General features: G+C 59.0%; 17 protein-coding genes. 8 read left to right on the forward strand and 9 right to left on the reverse strand.

Translation table 11 applies throughout. The features are described 5' to 3' along the window. The first annotated feature begins 144 nt into the window (after window positions 1-144). From ACM6JQ_RS01045 to ACM6JQ_RS01060, 4 genes are all read left to right on the forward strand, one after another. Window positions 145-1950, forward strand: a complete 1806-nt coding sequence (locus tag ACM6JQ_RS01045; RefSeq protein WP_095112722.1) for a phenylacyl-CoA dehydrogenase — start codon at window positions 145-147, stop codon at window positions 1948-1950. 192 nt (window positions 1951-2142) lie between these two features. Beyond that, window positions 2143-3432, forward strand: a complete 1290-nt coding sequence (locus ACM6JQ_RS01050) for a GGDEF domain-containing protein (protein ID WP_414893098.1) — start codon at window positions 2143-2145, stop codon at window positions 3430-3432. Between the two features lie 90 nt (window positions 3433-3522). Beyond that, window positions 3523-5319, forward strand: a complete 1797-nt coding sequence (locus tag ACM6JQ_RS01055; RefSeq protein ID WP_414893099.1) for an acyl-CoA dehydrogenase C-terminal domain-containing protein — start codon at window positions 3523-3525, stop codon at window positions 5317-5319. Between the two features lie 196 nt (window positions 5320-5515). Then, on the forward strand, window positions 5516-7294 hold the full coding sequence (locus ACM6JQ_RS01060; RefSeq protein ID WP_007910055.1) for an acyl-CoA dehydrogenase C-terminal domain-containing protein: 1779 nt from the start codon (window positions 5516-5518) through the stop codon (window positions 7292-7294). A 227-nt stretch (window positions 7295-7521) separates the two neighbouring features. On the opposite strand, the gene ACM6JQ_RS01065 is transcribed toward ACM6JQ_RS01060, so the two are convergent. Next, window positions 7522-8436 carry a LysR family transcriptional regulator gene (locus ACM6JQ_RS01065; protein ID WP_007910057.1) on the reverse strand — a complete coding sequence of 305 codons (915 nt, stop codon included), beginning with the start codon at window positions 8434-8436 and terminating at the stop codon, window positions 7522-7524. A 169-nt stretch (window positions 8437-8605) separates the two neighbouring features. On the opposite strand from ACM6JQ_RS01065, the gene ACM6JQ_RS01070 reads away from it, so the two are divergent. The 4 genes from ACM6JQ_RS01070 to ACM6JQ_RS01085 all read left to right on the forward strand — a co-directional run bounded on the left by ACM6JQ_RS01070 (window position 8606) and on the right by ACM6JQ_RS01085 (window position 11079). After that, window positions 8606-9889 (forward strand): aspartate aminotransferase family protein, encoded by a 1284-nt coding sequence (locus ACM6JQ_RS01070; protein ID WP_095112719.1) that lies wholly within the window; start codon window positions 8606-8608, stop codon window positions 9887-9889. Window positions 9890-10142: 253 nt separating this feature from the next. Further along, a complete protein-coding gene (locus tag ACM6JQ_RS01075; protein ID WP_095112718.1) occupies window positions 10143-10499 on the forward strand; it encodes a type II toxin-antitoxin system RelE/ParE family toxin in 357 nt (118 codons plus the stop codon). Further along, entirely contained in the window at window positions 10492-10812 is a 321-nt protein-coding gene (locus ACM6JQ_RS01080; RefSeq protein WP_007910062.1) for a helix-turn-helix domain-containing protein, read from the forward strand. Before ACM6JQ_RS01075 ends, ACM6JQ_RS01080 begins: the two co-directional genes overlap by 8 nt. A gap of 108 nt (window positions 10813-10920) precedes the next feature. Continuing rightward, complete coding sequence (locus ACM6JQ_RS01085) at window positions 10921-11079, forward strand: YqaE/Pmp3 family membrane protein (protein WP_003228885.1); 159 nt, start codon at window positions 10921-10923, stop codon at window positions 11077-11079. A 111-nt stretch (window positions 11080-11190) separates the two neighbouring features. Here the strand turns inward: ACM6JQ_RS01085 and ACM6JQ_RS01090 are convergent, their stop codons facing one another. The 8 genes from ACM6JQ_RS01090 to ACM6JQ_RS01125 all read right to left on the reverse strand — a co-directional run bounded on the left by ACM6JQ_RS01090 (window position 11191) and on the right by ACM6JQ_RS01125 (window position 19730). Then, window positions 11191-13002, reverse strand: coding sequence for a prolyl oligopeptidase family serine peptidase (locus tag ACM6JQ_RS01090; protein ID WP_414893100.1), 1812 nt, complete (start codon window positions 13000-13002; stop codon window positions 11191-11193). Then, a complete protein-coding gene (pqqE, locus tag ACM6JQ_RS01095) occupies window positions 12968-14107 on the reverse strand; it encodes a pyrroloquinoline quinone biosynthesis protein PqqE (protein ID WP_409212656.1) in 1140 nt (379 codons plus the stop codon). The genes ACM6JQ_RS01090 and pqqE overlap by 35 nt, the downstream gene beginning before the upstream one ends. Then, window positions 14100-14375 carry a pyrroloquinoline quinone biosynthesis peptide chaperone PqqD gene (pqqD, locus tag ACM6JQ_RS01100; protein WP_007910068.1) on the reverse strand — a complete coding sequence of 92 codons (276 nt, stop codon included), beginning with the start codon at window positions 14373-14375 and terminating at the stop codon, window positions 14100-14102. Before pqqD ends, pqqE begins: the two co-directional genes overlap by 8 nt. Next, a complete protein-coding gene (gene pqqC / locus ACM6JQ_RS01105; protein WP_007949605.1) occupies window positions 14372-15124 on the reverse strand; it encodes a pyrroloquinoline-quinone synthase PqqC in 753 nt (250 codons plus the stop codon). Before pqqC ends, pqqD begins: the two co-directional genes overlap by 4 nt. Before the next feature lie 134 nt (window positions 15125-15258). Beyond that, window positions 15259-16170 carry a pyrroloquinoline quinone biosynthesis protein PqqB gene (gene pqqB, locus ACM6JQ_RS01110; RefSeq protein ID WP_077574781.1) on the reverse strand — a complete coding sequence of 304 codons (912 nt, stop codon included), beginning with the start codon at window positions 16168-16170 and terminating at the stop codon, window positions 15259-15261. Between the two features lie 81 nt (window positions 16171-16251). Further along, window positions 16252-16326, reverse strand: a complete 75-nt coding sequence (gene pqqA, locus ACM6JQ_RS01115; RefSeq protein WP_003422658.1) for a pyrroloquinoline quinone precursor peptide PqqA — start codon at window positions 16324-16326, stop codon at window positions 16252-16254. A 156-nt stretch (window positions 16327-16482) separates the two neighbouring features. Next, window positions 16483-18897 (reverse strand): pyrroloquinoline quinone biosynthesis protein PqqF, encoded by a 2415-nt coding sequence (pqqF, locus tag ACM6JQ_RS01120; protein ID WP_414893101.1) that lies wholly within the window; start codon window positions 18895-18897, stop codon window positions 16483-16485. A 38-nt stretch (window positions 18898-18935) separates the two neighbouring features. Further along, window positions 18936-19730: a carbon-nitrogen hydrolase family protein gene (locus ACM6JQ_RS01125; RefSeq protein ID WP_007910081.1), complete on the reverse strand. Its 795-nt coding sequence runs from the start codon at window positions 19728-19730 to the stop codon at window positions 18936-18938. Window positions 19731-19741 lie beyond the last annotated feature (11 nt).

A 19741-nucleotide genomic window follows, 5' to 3' on the forward strand; every position in this document is an offset into this window, starting at 1 on the left:
GTTTGAAAATTCTGATGACGAACGGCAAAAGATCGATGCTTGACAAGATTTCGGCGTAAACGTATGTTTCAAACAACTGTTTGACCGTCACAACAAATCAACACGGTCGTTCATTCCCGGTTACATCAGCAGAGGTTTATCGCTATGCCTGACTACAAGGCCCCCTTGCGTGATATTCGCTTCGTTCGTGACGAACTGCTCGGCTACGAAGCGCACTATCAGAGCCTTCCGGCTTGCGCAGACGCAACTCCGGACATGGTTGACGCCATTCTCGAAGAAGGCGCCAAGTTTTGTGAGCAGGTACTGGCACCGCTGAACCGCGTGGGCGACCTCGAAGGTTGCACCTGGAGCGAGTCCGGCGTGAAAACCCCGACCGGCTTCAAAGAGGCTTACAAGCAATTCGTCGAAGGCGGCTGGCCAAGCCTGGCTCACGACGTTGAGCACGGCGGCCAAGGCCTGCCGGAGTCGCTGGGTCTGGCCGTGAGCGAAATGGTTGGCGAAGCCAACTGGTCGTGGGGCATGTACCCAGGCCTGTCGCACGGCGCGATGAACACCATCTCCGAGCACGGCACTCCAGAGCAGCAAGAAGCCTATCTGACCAAACTGGTTTCCGGCGAATGGACCGGCACCATGTGCCTGACCGAACCGCACTGCGGCACCGACCTGGGCATGCTGCGCACCAAGGCCGAACCTCAGGCCGACGGCTCCTACAAAGTTTCCGGCACCAAGATCTTCATCTCGGCCGGTGAACACGATATGGCCGACAACATCGTCCATATCGTACTGGCCCGCCTGCCGGACGCACCGGCTGGCACCAAAGGCATCTCGTTGTTCATCGTTCCGAAATTCATGCCGAATGCTGATGGCACCGTCGGTGCACGCAACGCAGTGAGCTGCGGTTCGCTGGAACACAAGATGGGCATCCACGGCAACGCTACCTGCGTGATGAACTTCGACGGCGCCACCGGTTACCTGATTGGCCCGGCGAACAAAGGCCTGAACTGCATGTTCACCTTTATGAACACCGCACGACTGGGTACCGCGCTGCAAGGTTTGGCCCACGCCGAAATCGGTTTCCAGGGCGGTTTGAAATACGCTCGCGATCGTCTGCAAATGCGCTCCCTGACTGGCCCGAAAGCGCCGGACAAAGCTGCTGACCCGATCATCGTGCACCCGGATGTACGCCGCATGCTGTTGACCATGAAGGCGTTCGCCGAAGGCAACCGTGCGATGGTGTACTTCACCGCCAAACAGGTCGACATCGTCAAATACGGCGTCGATGAAGAAGAGAAAAAGAAAGCTGACGCACTGCTGGCCTTCATGACTCCGATCGCCAAAGCGTTCATGACCGAAGTCGGTTTCGAATCCGCTAACCACGGCGTACAGATCTACGGCGGCCACGGCTTCATCGCCGAGTGGGGCATGGAGCAGAACGTTCGCGACAGCCGCATTTCGATGCTGTACGAAGGCACCACCGGTATCCAGGCACTCGACCTGCTGGGCCGTAAAGTGCTGATGACTCAAGGCGAAGCCCTGAAAGGCTTCACCAAGATCGTCCACAAGTTCTGCCAGAACAACGAAGGCAACGAAGCCGTTGCAGAATTCGTCGCACCGCTGGCCGCGATCAACAAGGAATGGGGCGAGCTGACCATGAAGGTCGGTATGGCCGCCATGAAAGATCGCGAAGAAGTCGGTGCGGCTTCCGTGGACTACCTGATGTACTCCGGTTATGCCTGCCTGGCTTACTTCTGGGCCGACATGGCGCGTCTGGCTGCTGAAAAGCTGGCCGAAGGCACCGGCGACGCGGCGTTCTACACCGCCAAGCTGCAAACCGCGCGCTTCTACTTCCAGCGCATTCTGCCGCGTACCCGTACCCACGTGGCCACCATGCTGTCGGGCGCCAACAACCTGATGGACATGAAAGAAGAAGACTTCGCACTGGGCTACTAAGTCTTAGCGCGGTCTTTTGAAAACCGCTGCTCCTGTTAGGGGGCGGCGGTTTTTTTGTTAGTGAATCGCTCAGATAGTCGGGCTTCCGGCCGTTAAAGAGACAGTGTGTGATCTGGGTCACATTGTGTGGGCTTGGCCGCACTTTGCGGGCACAATGCCATCTCTTTGATATGACGGGTCGGAGCTTTACCCTTGCCGCGTTCTTCCGCTGTACGTTTCAGCCATTTCCTACCTTCACTGCTGTTGTTACTTGCGGGGTTGGCGGCTGCGTACGTCAAAGACCTCAGCGTGTTCTTCACGTCGCTGTTCAACGTGTTGCCGACTTTGGTGCTGTTGCTGGGCGGCGCTTATTGCGCGGTTTACCGGCGTCAGCGCGAACTGTTTCTGATGCTCACGGTGTACATCGCCTACTTTTTGCTCGACACCCAGACCGACTATTACCGCGACAACGGCAAGGTCCGCGAAGACGCTGCGGTGGTCTTCCATCTCGTCTGTTTATTGCTGCCGTTGTTGTTTGGGCTGTTTGCGGCGTGGCAGGAGCGCACGCATCTGTTTCAGGACATGGTCGCGCGCTTCGCCGTTTTGCTGGCCTTCGGCAGCGTGGCGCTGGGACTTGAACAAAGTTATCCCCACGCGCTGCTGATCTGGCTGTCGGAGATCCGTTGGCCGGCGCTGCACGGCGCGTGGATGAGTCTGATTCAGCTGTCCTATCCGGTGTTTATTTCGGCGTTCCTGCTACTGGCCTGGCAATACTGGCGCAATCCGCGTCCGCTGCATGCGGCGCAATTGGTTGGCCTGCTCGGCGTGTTCTGGATGCTGCCGAAAACCTTCATCCTGCCGTTCACCCTGAACATCATGTGCAGCCAAGTGATGTTGATGATCGCCGCAGCGGTTGCGCACGAGGCTTATCAAATGGCCTTCCGCGACGAACTCACCGGTCTGCCGGGCCGTCGCGCGCTCAACGAACGCATGCAACGCCTTGGTCGCAACTACGTATTGGCGATGAGTGACGTCGATCACTTCAAAAAATTCAACGACACCCACGGCCACGATGTCGGTGACCAGGTACTGCGATTAGTCGCCAGCAAACTGTCGAAAATCAGCGGTGGCGGTAGGGCGTATCGCTATGGCGGTGAGGAATTCGCCTTGGTGTTTGCAGGCAAAACCCTTGAGGAGTGTATGCCGCACCTTGAGGTGATCCGCGAGTCGATTGCGTCCTACAACATTCAGCTGCGAAATCAGGAAAACCGCCCGCAGGATGATCAGCAAGGTCGTCAGCGCCGCGCCGGCTCGGGTGCCTCCAGTGTGTCGGTGACGGTGAGCATCGGCGTCGCTGAACGAGTGGAGCAACGCAACCCGGAACAAGTGCTCAAGTCTGCCGACGAGGCACTCTACGCCGCTAAAGGCGCGGGGCGTAACTGCGTGATGGCGTACGGACAAAACCGCCGTGGCGCGGTGCGCATGGACGCTGCCGCAGGTTGAGTGATGACGGCGCATTCAGCGTCTGCACAGTGATTGTGGGGTGTGGGGGCCGGCAGTAGGTTGGAGAAAACTGCTGACGGAGAAGCCACCATGCCTGAGTACAAAGCTCCCCTGCGCGACATGCGCTTTCTGATCGACCACGTCTTCGACTTTCACAGCAACTACGCCGCCCTCGGCGCCCACGACGCCAGCCCGGACATGATCAACGCGATCCTTGAAGAAGGCGCGAAGTTCTGCGAGAACGTTCTGGCGCCGCTCAATCGCAGCGGTGACGAAGAGGGCTGCCATTTCGACAACGGTGTGGTGACAACGCCTACAGGCTTCAAGCAAGCCTTCGCACAATATGTCGAGGGCGGCTGGCACGGTCTGGCGGCGGATCCGACTTATGGCGGGCAGGGCTTGCCGAGTTCGCTGGGGCTGGTGATCAGCGAAATGGTCGGCTCCAGCAATACCTCTTGGGGCATGTACCCGGGCTTGACCCACGGCGCGATGTCGGCGATCCACGCCCACGGCAGCGCTGAGCAAAAAGACACCTACCTGAGCAAACTCACCGCCGGCCAGTGGACCGGCACCATGTGCCTGACCGAAGCCCACTGCGGCACCGACCTGGGCATCATCAAGACCCGCGCCGTGCCTCAGGCTGACGGCAGTTATGCGGTCACCGGCAGCAAGATTTTCATCTCCGCCGGCGAGCACGACATGAGCGATAACATCATCCATCTGGTGTTGGCCAAGTTGCCGGATGCGCCGGCCGGGACCAAAGGGATTTCGCTGTTTATCGTGCCGAAATTCTTGCCGAATGCGGCGGGTGAGGCAGGCGAGCGCAACGGCGTGTCCTGCGGTTCGATCGAACACAAGATGGGCATCAAGGCCTCGGCCACTTGCGTGCTCAACTTCGACGGCGCCAAGGGTTACCTGATCGGCGAGCCGAACAAGGGCCTGAACTGCATGTTCACCATGATGAACCACGCACGGCTCGGCACCGGGATGCAGGGTTTGTGTTTGGGTGAAGCGAGTTTCCAGGGCGCCATCAAATACGCCAACGACCGCTTGCAGATGCGTTCACTGACGGGCGCCAAAGCCCCGGACAAAGCCGCCGACCCGATCATCGTCCACCCGGACGTGCGGCGCATGTTGTTGACCATGAAAGCCTTTAACGAAGGCAATCGGGCGCTGACCTACTTCACCGCGCAGTTGCTCGATGTCGCGCATCTGAGCACTGATGCCGAAGCACGGCAGGAGGCCGAGGATTTGTTGGCGTTCCTCACGCCGATCTGCAAAGCGTTCATGACCGACACCGGCCTGGAAGTGACCAACCACGGCATGCAGGTATTCGGTGGCCACGGCTTCATTCGTGAATGGGGCATGGAACAGTTGGTTCGCGACTGTCGGATCGCGCCAATCTACGAGGGCACCAACGGTATTCAGGCGCTGGACCTGCTCGGGCGCAAGGTGTTGGGCAGTCAGGGTAAGTTGCTGCGCGGTTTCACCAAAATCGTCCATAAGTTCTGCGCGGCCAACGCTGAGCACCCGCAGCTGGGCAGTTTCGTTGCGCAGCTCAATGAGCTGAACCAGCAGTGGGGCGACCTGACCATGAAGGTCGGCATGGCGGCCATGAAGAACCCGGATGAAGTGGGCGCGGCGTCGGTGGATTACCTGATGTACAGCGGTTACATCATTCTCGGTTATCTGTGGTTGCGCATGGCGTTGGTGGCGCAGGCGCAGCTGGAGTCGGGCGAGGGTGAGGCGGATTACCTGCGCGGGAAATTGGCGACGTGCGAGTTCTACTTCAAGCGTTTGTTGCCGCGTACGGCGGCGCATCGGGCGGCGATCGAGGCGGGGAGTGATTGCCTGATGAAACTGTCTGCGGAGTTGTTTGCACTTTAGAGAAGATAGAAAGATCGCAGCCTTCGGCAGTTCCTACAGGGAATCGGGCGTTGTCGAGGCTGCGATTTTTTGTGGTGACTAAAAATAACAAATCAGTCACCGGTTGACCCTATGTGTCGCAAAAGTTGTTGAGGTACACTCGGGCTCAGAAAACATCATTCCACGAATCACCTGTTTAGATCTTGCGAGGTTTGCCATGGCTGACTACAAAGCGCCGCTGCGCGATATGCGCTTCGTCCTCAATGAAGTGTTCGAAGTCGCCAAACTCTGGGCCGAACTGCCGGCGCTGGCTGAGACTGTCGACGCCGAAACCGTTGAAGCCATTCTCGAAGAGGCCGGCAAGGTCACCAGCAAAAGCATCGCGCCGCTGAGCCGTGCCGCTGACGAAGAAGGCTGTCACTGGGCTGACGGCGCCGTCACCACTCCAGCCGGTTTTCCACAGGCTTATCAGACTTACGCCGAGGGCGGCTGGGTTGGCGTCGGTGGCGATCCGCAATACGGCGGCATGGGCATGCCCAAAGCCGTATCGGCGCAGGTTGAAGAAATGGTCAACTCCGCCAGCCTGTCGTTCGGTCTGTACCCGATGCTGACCGCTGGCGCCTGCCTGTCGATCAACGCCCATGCCAGCGAAGAGCTGAAAGCCGCGTACCTGCCGAACATGTATGCCGGCGTCTGGGCCGGCTCCATGTGCCTGACCGAGCCGCACGCCGGCACCGACCTGGGGATTATTCGGACAAAAGCCGAGCCTCAGGCCGACGGTTCCTACAAAGTCAGCGGCACCAAAATCTTCATTACCGGTGGCGAACACGATCTCACCGAAAACATCATTCATCTGGTGTTGGCGAAACTGCCGGACGCCCCGGCGGGTCCGAAAGGCATTTCGCTGTTCCTCGTGCCGAAGTTCATGGTCAATGCCGACGGCAGTCTGGGCGCACGCAATCCGGCGAACTGCGGTTCGATCGAACACAAGATGGGCATTCAGGCGTCCGCGACCTGCGTGATGAACTTCGACGAAGCCGTGGGTTATCTGGTTGGCGAGCCGAACAAAGGCCTGGCCGCGATGTTCACCATGATGAACTACGAGCGCCTCGGCGTCGGCATCCAAGGCCTGGCCACCGGCGAGCGTTCGTATCAGAACGCCGTTGAATACGCCCGCGACCGTCTGCAAAGCCGTTCGCCGACCGGCGCGCAGAACAAAGACAAAGTCGCTGACCCGATCATCGTCCACCCGGATGTGCGGCGCATGCTGCTGACCATGAAAGCCTCGAACGAAGGCGGCCGTGCGTTCTCCACCTACGTGGCGATGCAACTCGACACCGCCAAGTTCAGCGAAGACGCCACCACCCGCAAGCGTGCAGAAGATCTGGTCGCGTTGCTGACGCCGGTAGCCAAGGCATTCCTCACCGACCTGGGTCTGGAAACCACCGTGCACGGCCAGCAGATTTTCGGCGGCCACGGCTACATCCGCGAATGGGGCCAGGAGCAACTGGTGCGCGACGTGCGTATCACTCAGATCTACGAAGGCACCAACGGCATTCAGGCGCTGGACCTGGTCGGTCGTAAGATCGTCGGCAGCGGCGGCGCGTTCTACAAGCTGTTCGCCGACGAGATCCGCCATTTCACCGCGACAGCCAGTGCCGATCTGGGCGAATTCACCAAACCGCTGAACGATGCCGTCGACACGCTCGACGAGCTGACCTCGTGGTTGCTGGATCGGGCAAAAAACAACCCGAACGAAATTGGCGCGGCTTCGGTCGAATATTTGCAAGCATTCGGATACACGGCGTATGCCTACATGTGGGCATTGATGGCCAAAGCTTCGCTGGGCAAAGAAGCGCAGGACGATTTCTATGCCAGCAAGTTGGGCACTGCGCGCTTCTATTTCGCCCGCTTGCTCCCGCGGATTCACTCGTTGAGTGCGTCAGTAAAGGCCGGTAGCGAGTCGCTGTTCCTGCTGGATGCAGCGCAATTCTGATGCGATGACGTCATGTAAGCATTCTCTTACATGACGTGCTGCTGTTCTCCCATAGGCGAAGATTGGATCCACAGCTAATCTACATTTCATGGACGTCGCGCAGGAAGCGCAAAGCAACAACACGGACACGTAGGATTCTGCCAGGGTGGCGGAGTGAAATGGATGTCAGGGAAACAGTCTGCAAAGCCCCGCTTCGGCGGGGTTTTCTTTTGCCTGAAGAAAAGTGCTCAGACCAAAGGATCGAGCGGCGGCTTTACTTCTCGCTCCATCACTTCTTCCAGCAACGTCCGCAACAGCGCCAAAGAGGCCTGCTGGCGCTGCACATCGCGACACACCAGGCCAACCTTCAGCGGCACGCGCGGTTCGCTCAGCGGTTTCCACAACAGATCCTGATCGTCGTATTCCTTCTGCGAACGCCCCGGCAGCACTGTCGCCAGTTTGGTGTGTGGAAGGCTGTCGAGAATACCCACCATATTGTTCAACTCGGCTTGTACCTGCGGACGGCGCCCGAGGGCGGTCAGTTGCGCCTGCCATATCTGGCGGATCTGGAACTCTTCGCCCAGCAGCAACATCGGCAATTCGGCAGCCTGACGCATCGAGACTTTCTTGAATTCACGCAATGGATGATCCGCCGGGATGACCAGCGTCAGCTCATCTTCGTAAAGCATCACACCGTGCAGGCCCGGTTGGCGCGGCGGCAGGTAACTGATGCCGATGTCCAAAGAACCGTTGAGCAGCCGCCGTTCGATCTCAAGTCCGGTCAATTCATAGATCTGCACCACCAGATGTGGCTGTGCCTTGCGCACCCGCTCAAGCATTTGCGGGACCAGACTGGTGTGCACCGTTTGCAGCACGCCGATCGCCAGCGTGCGCAAGGCCTGGCCCTTGAAGTTGCCCAGCGCCTCGCGCGCCCGTTGCAAGCCATCGAGCAGCGGCAACGCATGGTTGTACAACGTGTGCGCGGCGAGGGTCGGCAGCAGGCGCTTGCTGCTGCGCTCGAACAAGGTGACGTCGAGGTTCTGTTCGAGCTGGCGGATCTGCTGCGACAGCGCCGGTTGCGAGATCGACAGGCGTTCAGCCGCCCGGCCGACATGACCTTCTTCGTAGACCGCGACGAAATAACGCAGTTGCTTGAAATCCATAAGTAACGCTTATCGAAAATGCTGATAAATCGAAATGGCCCGAAGCCGTCAGTGCGCCTAGTCTAACCGCATTCACAAGGCTTACAGGGCCAGAAAGCGCGATGAATAGCGATCGCTTCGACAGTGTTTGCATAGGCAGTTCAAAAAACCTCGAACGAGGGTTTTTTCAATGAATCTGTTCAGTTTGCGGCGCCAGACGCCGAGTCTTGATGACCTCGCTTTCGAGGCCAACCCTTCAGACATCAGCGAAAGTCTCAGCGCCGAGCGCCTGATGCCTAGCGTCGAACGGCCGCAACAGGTGTTTGTCCGTGGTCAGGGGTCGTGGCTGTGGGGCAGTAACGACCGCGCGTATCTCGACTTTTCTCAGGCCGGCGGCGCCAACAGCCTCGGCCACAGCCCGTCGGCGCTGGTCAAAGCCATCAGCAGTCAGGCGCAGGCGCTGATCAATCCCGGCTTCAATCTGCACAATCGAGGCATGCTCAGCCTTGCCGAGCGTCTGTGCGCCGCTACCTCCAGCGATCAGGCCTACCTGCTCAACAGCGGCAGCGAAGCCTGTGAAGCGGCGATCAAACTCGCGCGCAAATGGGGGCAGCTGCATCGCGGCGGCGCCTCGCGGATCATTGTCGCGAAGCAGGGTTGTCACGGTCGCAGCCTGGCGACGATTTCCGCCTCGGACAGCTGCAACCTGCACAACCGTTTTGCGCCACTGCTGCCGGGTTTCGATCTGGTGCCGTTCAACGACTTGCCGGCCCTGCACGCTGCGGTCGATGCACAAACCGTCGCGATCATGCTGGAGCCGATCCAGAGCGATGCCGGCGTTATTCCGGCCACCGAACATTACCTCAAGGGCGTCGAACGACTCTGTCGTGAACTGGGCATTCTCTTGATCCTCGACGAAGTGCAAACCGGTATCGGCCGCTGCGGCACTCTGCTCGCGGAACAGTCCTACGGCGTGCGCGCCGATATCGTCGTGCTCGGCAAAGGACTTGGCGGCGGTGTGCCATTGGCGGCGCTGCTGGCGCGGGGCAAAGCGTGCTGTTTCGAGGCCGGCGAACTGGGCGGCACCCATCACGGCAATGCATTGATGACGGCGGCCGGTCTGGTAGTGCTCGACAGCGTGCACGACCGCAGTTTCCTCCAGCAGGTCAACGACAACGGCCAGTACCTGCGCGAAGGCCTGGTCCGATTGGCACACCGCTATTACCACGGCGAACTGCGCGGTCAAGGCCTCTTCTTCGGACTGACCCTGTCAGACGATTCCGCAGAGGCCGTGGTCCACGCCGCCCTGCACGAAGGCCTGCTGCTCAATGCGCCGCAAGCCAACTGCCTGCGTTTCACCCCGGCCCTCACCGTCAGCAAAACCAACATCGATGAAATGCTCCTGCGCCTAGGCCGCTCCTTCTCGCGAGTGCGCACCGCGCAACTGCAATGCCGCAAAGGGATTGCCGTCTGAGCTGAAGTTTCCCACCCGATTTCCAGAACCGTCTCGCGGTATAACGCACGCCCCACGCCTGATTCTTTTGGCGTGGGGCGTTTTTTTTGTGGCCGGGTTTTGCAGATGGCGTTTAGTGCTTGAGAGTTCGTTGTGCGAATGGTTTTTTAGAAAGTCCCTGCAGGGAATGCGGGGGCAGACCGATCGATATTTTCGAGACGGATGGCTTTGTAATCTATACCACTGGGTGGTATGTTTTTTGGAAGGGATACCGATGTCATTCAGGCTGTTCAAAACCAAGGGTTTTGCGATACGAGCCGGCAAGGCTTGGATCAGCGACGCGGAGCTCCGGGAAGCATTTTGCGAGATGCTTGAAGGTCAGGCTGACGATCTTGGTGGTGGCGTCTGGAAGAAGCGGTTGAACGCCAACCGTCATCGTTCGATTGTTTTGGCTAAGGGCGGGCGTTACTGGATCTATCAAGTGCTGTTCGCCAAGAAAGATCAGAGCAACATCACAACATCCGAATTGAAGGATTTACGAAAGTTAGCCAAAACCTATGCTCAACTGACCGAGGAGCAGATCCGGGATTTGTTGGCAATGAAGGAGTTTGTGGAGATATTTCATGAGTAAGAAATTCAAAAGTGAAGTTTTTGAATCGATACACGAATCAGCCAGCGCTCTACTGGCTGTCGGAGCAATCAGCAAGGCAACAATGCGGGAGTTTGATGAGTCGTGTCTGGCAACGGTTCCTGAAGCGATCCCGGCGGAACAGATCAAGGCTCTGCGCGAACGCAATAACGTCAGCCAGCCGGTATTCGCTCGCTACTTGAACACTAGCGCGTCGACAGTCAAACAATGGGAGTCGGGAGACAAACACCCCAGCGGAATGGCGCTGAAGTTACTGAGCATCGTGCAGAAGCACGGACTGCAAATTCTTAGCTGAGCTATCAGTTTGATACCGACACGGTGATTAGCACTGAACCCTGACGAACGGCGCGGGTCGATTAGCTTGTATGGCTCAAATGAGCCAACCCCATACAGGAGCTGCCCCATGGATTTCATTCGCATCATCATCGCTATTCTTTTGCCACCACTGGGCGTGTTTCTGCAGGTCGGATTTGGCGGGGCGTTCTGGTTGAACATTCTGCTGACGTTGTGCGGGTATATTCCGGGGATCGTGCATGCGGTGTATATCATCGCCAAGCGCTGAGTCAGCGGCATAAACCTGTAGGAGCTGCGCCACGCTGCGATCTTTTGATTTTAATTCGAGGATCAGGATCAAAAGATCGCAGCGTGCCGCAGCTCCTACAGGAAGAGGGTTTCAGTCTGTAAATCCCATCACCCGCCGATAGAACTTCCACTCCTGCTCCAGCGCATGCGCCTGATTGGCGGCGCGACGGAAGCCGTGGCGTTCGTCGGGGTAGTAATGCGCTTCGACCGGGACGCCGTTTTGCTCCAGCGCCGTGACCATGTCGCGGGTCTGTTGCGGGACAACGACGGCGTCCAGTTCACCTTGAAAGAAGATCACCGGTACGCGGATGTTGTTTGCGTGCAACAACGGCGTGCGGGCGGCGTAGCGTTCGGCGTCTTGCTCGGGATCGCCGATCAGCCAGTCCAGATAATCACCCTCGAATTTGTGCGTTGCCCTAGCCAATGCAACCGGGTCGCTAACGCCGTACAAACTCGCTCCGGCGCGGAAGACGTGTTTGAACGCCAGCGCACATAACGTGGTGTAGCCGCCTGCGCTGCCACCTCGAATGAATGCGCGTTCACCGTCGATCAAACCCTGTTCGGCGAGATAACTCACCGCCGCACAAGCATCCTCGACATCCACCTCGCCCCAGCTCAGATGCAGTGCCTGTCGATATTCCCGGCCATATCCACTGCTGCCGCGATAGTTGAGATCGGCGACGGCGAAGCCGCGGTGCGTCCAGTATTGAATGCGCGGGTCGAGCATCGGATAGCAGGCTGACGTCGGGCCACCGTGGATGAATACTACCAACGGCGGTTTCGTCTCACCGCTCATGGCAGGGTAGAAAAAACCGTGAGCCTCACCCGATCCACTCGGGTAACGCAGGGTTTGCGGGCGACTGATGCGTTCGGCAGGCAGGGGCGCTACGCCACCGGCCAACACCTTCACTTCGCGCGTGGTTCGATCAATGGCGATGACCGCCGAAGGACTGATCGGCGAGGCGGCGATGCAGTAGATAAATTGCGCATCCAAAGCCAAATGCCGGAAACGACTGTAGTCACCGGTGAAGTCGTCATCGCCTAATGTCAGACGGCCAAAGCCGCCTTCACTCCAACTGGCTAAAACCGAATCTTCAACAGGCAACCAAGTGCAGCCGCCCAATTGCCAAGGCGACGGAGCGTGATCGGCTTGCGCAGCGGGTAATGGCGCCAAACCGTCGGAAGTCTCAGCCCATGGCTGCCAGAATCCACCACGATCGGTCAGGCAACAAAGGCGATTGTCGGCACCGAATCGAGGTTGTTGGATCGACTCTTCAAGCTCGACACCAGCGACACATTGCGGCGAACCAAATGCACCGTCAGTCAAACGCTCTGCCACCATCAACCGGGTCGACGTCCACGGCTGATGCGGCCGACTCCACTCGATCCAGGCCAAACGCTGGCCATCCACACTGAGGATTGGCGCCGCATAAAAATCCGCGCCTTCAGCCAATAAATGCCGCGTCCCGTCAGCGAGACCGATTGCTACCAGCCGATGCTGATCTTGCTGTTCTTCGACCGCCAGCACCTGGCCGGAAGCAAAATGCAGATCGCCATAACGGCACTCGCCCGACGTCAATGCTTCAGGCTCGCCATCGAGATTTTGGCGATACAACTGCTGATCCGCCTCAGCAACGAAAACCACCCCGTTCGGCGTCAGACAAAACGCACCACCGCCATATTCGTACACCCGACTGCGCACGCTGAAACCGTCTGGCGTAAGACAATTCGCCATGCCATCGCGCCAATGCCAGATCCGGCACGCGGCATCCTCCGGTCGATATTCATTCCAGAACAACCCGTTGGCGCCGAGCTGCAACTCGGCGAAGTCCATACCGGCAGCGACGGCTTGCGAGGCGCTGAAAGGCTCAGCCCTTGGCGATGAGGCGCGAGTTTCGTTCATTGCGGAAGGCCAGTTGTTCGATGGTTTGGGTGGCGGTCTCGGCTTCTTCGCGGGCCTTGAGAATCACACCGTGATGTTCGGACTTGCTGCACACCGGGTCGGCATTGCTCGCATCGCCGGTGAGCATGAACGCCTGGCAGCGGCAGCCGCCGAAGTCTTTTTCTTTCTCGTCACAAGAGCGGCACGGCTCGGGCATCCAGTCGTAACCACGGAAGCGGTTGAAGCCGAACGAGTCGTACCAGATGTGTTGCATGCTGTGATCGCGCACATTGGGAAACTGCACCGGCATCTGTCGGGCGCCGTGGCAGGGCAGCGCGGTGCCGTCCGGGGTGACCGTCAGAAAGATACTGCCCCAGCCGTTCATGCAGGCTTTCGGGCGTTCTTCGTAGTAATCCGGGGTGACGAAAATCAGTTTGCACGGATGCCCTTCGGCTTCCAGCTTGGCGCGGTATTCGTTGGTGATGCGTTCGGCGCGCACCAGTTGTTCCTTGGTCGGCAACAGGCCGACACGATTGAGCTGCGCCCAACCGTAAAACTGGCAGGTGGCTAGTTCGACAAAGTCGGCTTCGAGCGCTATGCACAGTTCGATGATGCGGTCGATCTTGTCGATGTTGTGCCGATGGGTGACGAAGTTCAGCACCATCGGATAGCCGTGGGCCTTCACTGCGCGGGCCATTTCCAGCTTCTGCGCGAAAGCCTTTTTCGAACCGGCGAGCAGGTTGTTCACTTGCTCGTCGCTGGCTTGGAAACTGATCTGGATATGATCGAGGCCGGCCTTCTTGAAGTCGCTGATTTTCTGCTCGGTCAGGCCGATGCCGGAGGTGATCAGGTTGGTGTAGAAACCCAACTGCCGCGCTTCATGAATCAGCTCGGCGAGATCCTGACGCACCAGCGGCTCGCCGCCGGAAAAACCCAGTTGCGCCGCGCCCATCTCCCGCGCCTCGCGGAACACCTTGACCCATTGTTCTGTGGTCAGTTCTTTGCCCTGCTCGGCGAAATCCAGCGGATTGGAGCAGTACGGGCATTGCAGCGGGCAGCGGTAGGTCAGCTCGGCGAGCAGCCACAACGGCAGGCCGATTTCAGGCTTGGCCGGCAGATCAGGCAAGTTCGATCCAGTGCTGCGCACGGGCAACCTCCATGAATTGCTCGATGTCATCACCGAGCTCAGGCACGCCGGGGAACTGCTCGTCGAGTTTGGCGATGATCGCCGCGACATCGCGTTCACCGTCGATCAGCCCACCGATCAGCGCGGCGCTGTCGTTGAGTTTGATCATGCCTTCGGGGTAGAGCAGCACGTGACCTTTCTGCGCCGGTTCGTACTGGAAGCGGTAGCCGGGACGCCAGGTCGGGACTTTGCTGCGGTCGAAACTCATAAGGTGATTCCTTTATGCCAGACGCGTTGTTCGGTGACGCTGTGATACGGCGGGCGGTTCAGTTCGTAGGCCATGCTCATGGCATCGAGCATGCTCCAAAGAATGTCCAGTTTGAACTGGAGAATTTCCAGCATGCGCTCCTGGCCTTCACGCGTCTTGTAGTGCTCAAGCGTGATTGCCAGACCGTGCTCGACATCACGCCGTGCCTGACCGAGGCGGGTGCGGAAGTATTCGTAACCGGCCGGGTCGATCCACGGGTAATGCTGCGGCCAGCTGTCGAGGCGCGACTGGTGGATCTGCGGTGCAAACAGTTCGGTCAACGAGCTGCTGGCGGCTTCCTGCCAACTGGCGCGGCGGGCGAAGTTGACGTAGGCGTCGACGGCAAAGCGTACGCCGGGCAATACCAGTTCTTGGGAGCGCAGTTGATCCGGATCGAGACCGACCGCTTGACCGAGGCGCAGCCAGGCTTCGATACCGCCGTCTTCACCGGGAGCGCCGTCGTGGTCGAGCAGGCGCTGAATCCATTCGCGGCGGATTTCCCGATCGGGGCAGTTGGCGAGGATCGCCGCGTCCTTCAGGGGGATGTTCACCTGATAGTAGAAGCGGTTGGCGACCCAGCCCTGAATCTGTTCGCGAGTTGCTCGGCCTTGGTACATCGCCACGTGGTAGGGGTGGTGGATGTGGTAGTAGGCGCCTTTGGCGCGCAGGGCCGCTTCGAATTCGGTGGGGGACATTGGCGTGTCAGTCATGTCTGTTCTCCGGGAACAACCGTTGGATTCTGTGGTGTCTGTCAGGACGTCATCGCTGGCAAGCCAGCTCCCACAGGTTTTGTGTACACCACAGAACCTTGTGGGAGCTGGCTTGCCAGCGATGGGGCCATCCGCTACAGCACAATACTCATGCCGTCATACGCCACTTCAACATCACGCCGCGCCAACTCGGCACGCTCCGGCGAATCCTCATCGAGAATCGGATTGGTGTTGTTGATGTGGATAAGCACCTTGCGCTGCTCTGGCAGTTGTTCCAGCACTTCGAGCATGCCGCCAGGCCCGTTCTGTGCCAGGTGACCCATCTCGCGACCGGTGCGCGTGCCGACGCCACGGCGCTGCATTTCATCGTCGTCCCACATCGTGCCGTCGACCAACAGGCAATCACTGCCCGCCATGATCTCCAGCAACGGTGCATCGACCTTGCCCAGCCCCGGCGCGTAGAACAGTTTGCCGCCGGTGTTCAGGTCTTCAACGATCAAACCGATGTTATCGCCCGGATGCGGATCGAAGCGGTGTGGCGAATACGGCGGCGCCGCGCTGCGCAACGGCAGCGGAGTGAAGCGCAGGTTCGGGCACGCGGCCACGGTGAAACTTTGGTCGAGTTCGATGCGGTTCCAGTCCAGTCCACCGTTCCAGTGGGTGAGCATCTTGAACAGCGGAAAACCAGTGCTCAGATCTTCATGAACCATGTCCGTGCACCAGACCTGATGCGGGCAGCCTTCGCGCAGGCTGAGCAGGCCGGTGGTGTGGTCGATCTGGCTGTCCATCAGGATGATCGCGCTGATGCCGGTGTCGCGCAGGGCCCGGCCCGGTTGCATCGGGGCGAAGCTTTGCAGTTGCGCGCGGATATCCGGCGAGGCGTTGCACAGCACCCAGTTCACGCCGTCGTCGGAAATCGCGATGGACGATTGGGTGCGGGCCTTGGCATTCAGGCTGCCGTCGCGAAAACCTGCACAGTTGACGCAGTTGCAGTTCCACTGCGGAAAACCGCCGCCAGCGGCCGAACCCAGAATCTGGACGAACATGAACACTCCATCATTTCAACGCGGAAAATAAAACGCCTCGGCGAGCCGAGGCGTTGCACTGCAATTCTACGTAAGCAGAACTCAGCGGCTGGCGAAGTACATGGTGACTTCGAAGCCGATACGCAGGTCGGTGTAAGCCGGTTTTGTCCAGGACATGGTGTGTCTCCTCAGGGTGGGTGGGATAGCGCTGTCCATAGTTATAGTCCACGGCAGCGCAAAGATGTTCCAAATAGTTAGGCTGCTATGTTACTCAAAATTTCCGGGTAAATGCCCGTGAATCTTTGAGAAAGCTCCTTGCAGCCTTGGTAATGATCAATTTGCTGCTTGCCATGAGGTCTCGGGTGCCGGATCGCTGGCGAGGCAGAGCCAGCCGCCTTCGGCGTTGCTCAAGCGCTGCGCAGCGCTGAGCAATGTCTGGCGATCCAGTTGGCCGATGGCGGCGATCAATTGCTCAAGATAATCCGACGAGTGACCTGCAAGCCTGGCCTGCCAAAGCAGTGCGGCGGCGTCTTTGCTGGACAGGTTGGCGTCGTCGAATTGATCAGCGAGGCTCTGGCGTTGTTGCTCGAAGCTCGACTCATCATTCTTTTCGACCAGCATTGGCAGGCTTTCGAAGAACTGCCGAATGTGGCCGAGCAGTTCCACGGGTGGGGTGTTCGGGGATTGCACGCCGAACAGCATGGCCGTCTGGCCGTGAATCTGGCGCAGTGCGCTGAAAACTGCATAACCCAATTGCAATTCGACCCGCAGGCGCTGGTAGAAAGGTGTCTGGCACAACTGCGCCAACAGCCGCCACGCGGCTTCGTCGGCGAGGCTGCGGCTGGCAGTCGGGCAGAACAGCAGCAAGGCGTATTCGCTGGAGGCGGTATCGATATGTCGCCAGTGTTTTTGCGCGGTGATCGTCGTCGGCGCTGGCAACTGATTGTCCGCAATCCCGGGAATCCGGCTCAGGGCCAAGCCCATGGCAGATTGAGTCTGTTGATTCAGGCCCAGGGCGAGGCCGTCCCAGCGTGAAGTTGTCCACAGGTGTTGGGCGTCGTCGCCGGTTTTGGCTGATTCCAGCGTCTGTTCCGGCAACGTTTTCAACAGTTGGCGGATGGGGTTCAACGGCGCTTGCGGTTCACTGCGCGGCGAATCGGGGTCAACTTGCGTCAGAGATTTCAGCGCATGTTCAAGGACGCTGGGCATTGGCTCTTGCAGCCCGGTGAGCTTCAGCAGCCATTGATTGCCAGAGGCGCTGAAAGACAGGTCGACGCCGGCTTCTCGGGCGTCTTGCTGCGTTTGCCGAAGACTACGCTGCAACCTCGATTGCAGGTCAGCGCTGGCTGCAACTTCCACCTGCCAGCGCAGATAAACTGCGCCTTCATCCGTGTTGTCCGGCAACGCCTGACTGAACTGCATCGGCGAGCGTTCACGACGGCCGCGCGAACGATCCTGAGCGAACGTGCGCAGCCCTCGGTGGGCACTGGTCTGGCCGCGAATCAGCCCGGCGTTGGCCAAGGGTTCGCTGGCTCTCAGAAAAGGATTGGCAGCAGGCAGGCTCCAGTGATCGCTGAAGTTATCCACAGTGCCGATTTCGCTGAGAATCTGTGTAAGGGCTTTAACGCCGGAATCAGACAACCCGACTTCCAACGCTTCACTATCGAGCCGCGCCAGTTGCAGCGCGCCGCTGACTTGTTGCTGACGCTGAAGCAGCGCCGCGTATTCTTTTTGCAGTGGCGCCCAATCTTGTTGAGCAAAGAAACTCATCCAATCCAGCACCCGCTCGGCAATGGCGTTTAACGATTCGGACGCTGCGCTGAACTCCAGATGCAGCAACGCTTGGCTGGCAAAGTGATAGACCGGCGCAGCTTTTAATCCATCAGCCAGATTCTGCTGCTGCAAATGCGCCAGCAAGCCTCCGGGTTTGGCGCTGTTCAACCAATGGCAAAGGAATGCCAAAGCCTCGCCAGACGACTCAGGCAAGGCATCGAACGCAAACATCAGGTTGCCGCGTCGCTCAGCCACCTGTTGATAACTTTTTACCGCCAGCGGTATGGATGCCGCCTGCGCAACTTTATCCCCAGCTGGCAAATCCGCTGCAAATTGTTCAGCCAGTGCTTTCAGTTCCTCAAGACTCTGCGGTCCGACCAGACTCAGCGTCATCTGCCCAGTCCGATAAAACTGCTGGTGGAAGGCTTTCAACGCCTGTTGAAACGCAGATTGTTCGACTGGCAGGCTGTCGCGATTCCCCGCATGAAATCCGCGCAACGGATGATCTGCCGGTAAACCTTCGTACAAGGAAAACTGCTGCTGCGCCGCAGAATCCTGCGTCCATGCGACAAATTCTGCCTGCAACACTTCCCGTTCCCGCAACTGATCGTCCAGATTCATACGCGGCTGAGCGAGCATGTCTGACAGACGCTCCAGCCCGTCGCTGAATGAGCGCGTCGGCAATTCAAAGAAAAAGTCAGTAGTACGTTCGCGTGTGCTGGCATTCACTTGCCCACCGTGACGCTGTACGTAGGCCATCAGCCCTTCTCCGGCAGGAAAACGCTCGGTGCCGAGAAACAGCAAGTGTTCAAGAAAGTGCGCCAGTCCCGGCCATGCCAGCGGCACATCATGGCTACCGACAGCCACGCGCAACGCAGCGGCACAGCGCTTCAGCCAGGGCACATGACGCAGGGTCACGCGCAAGCCGTTGGCCAGGGTTTCAGAGTGGAGGCGGGGGTGAGTCGGCGCAGGCATGGGCACTTCCAGAACAGTGAAGTGCCAATGCTAGCGGATTAGCGCTGGTTGAGCGCGTCGTAAAGTTCGGGGCGACGGTCGCTGAGGTAGCGATTGGCGGCGCGGGAGTCGAGCATCAACTGTCGATCGAGCTTGCCGATGATCAGCGCTTCGTCGAGTCCGGCCTGAGCGATGCGGCTGCCATCCGGTGCGGCGATGCTGCTTTGCCCGCAGTAATGGATGTCACCTTCGTGGCCGCAGTAGTTGGCGTAAGCCACGTAGCATTGATTTTCGAAGGCGCGTGAACGCACGGTGACGTCAGCGACAAAATCAAACGGGATCATGTTCGCCGTCGGCACCAGAATCAATTCGGCGCCGGCGAGCGCCAGACGTCGGGTGTTTTCCGGAAACTCCAGGTCGTAACAAATCAGGAAACCGAGCTTCCAGCCGTTGAGTTCGACGATGGGAAAATCATCATTGCCGGGGCTGAACATCGAGCGATCCAGATCACCGAACAGATGCGTCTTGCGGTAATTGCACAGGCGCTCACCGCTCGAATCGATCAACTGCACCGCGTTGTAAATCTGCCCGTCGGCGGTGCGCTCCGGATAACCGTAAGCAATCGCCAGACCCGCAGCCTTGGCGATCCGGCCGATCTGCTGCGCCCATTCTCCGTTATAGACCTCGGCCAAGGTGCTGACCGCTTCGGCGCCGATGTTGTAGCCGGTCATGAACATCTCCGGCAGCACCAACAGGTCGGCACCCTTGGCCTCCATCGCCAGTTGATGCAGGCGTTGCAGGTTGGCGGCGGGCTCCAGTGGCAGCGGTGGACATTGGTAAAGGGCTACACGCATCAGGAATTCCT

Source organism: Pseudomonas sp. IT-232MI5, from assembly GCF_949767845.1.
Classification (GTDB): domain Bacteria; phylum Pseudomonadota; class Gammaproteobacteria; order Pseudomonadales; family Pseudomonadaceae; genus Aquipseudomonas.